Genomic DNA, 1,641 nt, shown 5'->3' with positions numbered 1-1,641 from the left:
CTGTATAAGGACCTTCAAATCCCAGGGCGTGCAACCGCCGGATCAGCTCGTTTCTGGAGACTGGCGAAAGCCGAGACATGACTCTAAGCTTCTACCGGCGGCCTCTGGCACTTCGATCTTATGCCCTTCGATGGCCGGTATGGGAAGATCGAATCGCAGGCTGAAAGCTATCCAGTCTTCTATAGCGAGCCTCAAATTCTTGCGGCACTAGACCTCGGTCTTGCCGGCCGCCCAGACCCCCTCCAGCTCCGGCACTTCGCCGTAATAGGGCTCCTCATCATCGATGACCTCGTAGACCGCCCTGGAGATCGCCGCCTGGATGTACTCGCAGAACATATCAAGATCTTCTTTGATGGTCCGAGATATAAATTAGTTCTTCCTCGACAGGGTGATGGTGATCCGCGATCGCTCAGGCCGGAAACCGCCTCCCCACCGTCTCCCGCACCTCCGCAAGCCACGTCCGCCTCTCCTCCGGCGTGCTGGTCACCACCACCGAAAACGTCCTCCGGCGCACATCGGATACGCCGCAGAGCCCGAAGACGCAGTTTTTCCAGAGCGTCTCCAGGGGGTCGCCGAAGGCCGCAATCTCCCGCTCCTCCGGGGTGTTGGCTGTGTTGAAGACGAGGGCGCACTTCGCCTTCAGGAGGCCGACGGGGACGCCCTCGCCGCCGTCCCCCTCACGAAACTCATAGGCGACGCCGGGCCTGATCACCCGATCGACCCAGCCCTTCAGGATCGCCGGAGGCTGCCCCCACCAGTTGGGGTGGACGATGACGATGCCGTCGGCGGCCGCGATCTCGTCGCAGAAGCTCTGGACGACGGGATCGATGGCTGCGCCCCTGGGGATCTCGGGGCCGGGGAGGATCGGGTCGAACCTCTCGGCGTAGAGGTCGTGGAAGGAGACGTGGTGACCGTTTTGATTCAGCGCCTCCACCGCCGCCTCCGCTATGGCGTGGTTGAAGCTTCCGGGATCGGGATGTCCGAGGATGACCGATATTCTCATGCGCGTGAAAAAGTGAGCGGAATATCTTGATGAAGGCGGAGGCTCGGGCCCGGCGCCGACGGCCTCCGGGCCCACGATCCCGCCCATAATCTCTGTCAGGTCGTCACTTCTTCTCTTCAGGAGATTTCGCAGTCTCGTGAGCGAGGATCGAGGCCTTGGCGTGGACCCGGACGAAGGCGCTCTCGTCCTCTTCGGCCGCCCTCTTCAGGATGTCCATAGACCTCTCGTCCATCATCTCGCCCAGGACCCAGGCCGCGCCGCCCCTCGCCTCCTCGTCAGCCTCCTTGTCCATAAGAAGCTCTGCCATCCTCTCCTGGACCAGGTCCCTCCCCATGGCCGCCAGCCCCACCATAGCGTTGGCCTTGACGGGGTCCTCGGGGTCCTTGAGGGCGAGGATCAGGGGCTCCACCACCTCCGGCCCTCCCTTCTTGGCGAGGGCGTTGACTGCGTTCGCCCTTAGAAGCATGTTGCTCTCCTTGGCCACGGCCTCGGCGAGCTTCTCGACCGACCAGGTGGCATCAGGGAGGTTCTCAGGAACCTGAGGACCTGCCAGGGCGTCGATAGCCTCGGTCTCGCCGAGGGGGACGGCTTCTGGCTTCTCCTTCTTCCCGGTCTCCTTCTTCCCGGTCTCCTTCTTC

At 62.9% G+C, this 1,641-nt stretch carries 3 protein-coding genes; all 3 read right to left on the bottom strand.

Going from position 1 to position 1,641, the window contains the following annotated elements; genetic code table 11:
* Positions 1-207: 207 nt before the first annotated feature.
* A complete protein-coding gene (locus ACP5EL_RS09360) occupies positions 208-336 on the bottom strand; it encodes a hypothetical protein (protein WP_428402245.1) in 129 nt (42 codons plus the stop codon).
* A 73-nt stretch (positions 337-409) separates the two neighbouring features.
* Positions 410-1,003 carry an NAD(P)H-dependent oxidoreductase gene (locus ACP5EL_RS09355; protein ID WP_428402244.1) on the bottom strand — a complete coding sequence of 198 codons (594 nt, stop codon included), beginning with the start codon at positions 1,001-1,003 and terminating at the stop codon, positions 410-412.
* Positions 1,004-1,106: 103 nt separating this feature from the next.
* Positions 1,107-1,641 (bottom strand): HEAT repeat domain-containing protein (locus tag ACP5EL_RS09350; RefSeq protein ID WP_428402243.1); only part of this gene is annotated, 535 nt, incomplete at its 5' end.

It is taken from the genome of Methanocrinis sp., from assembly GCF_049974945.1.
Classification (GTDB): domain Archaea; phylum Halobacteriota; class Methanosarcinia; order Methanotrichales; family Methanotrichaceae; genus Methanocrinis.
The sequence above is the reverse complement of the archived record's forward strand: the minus strand, read 5'-3'. Positions and strand labels throughout refer to the sequence as shown.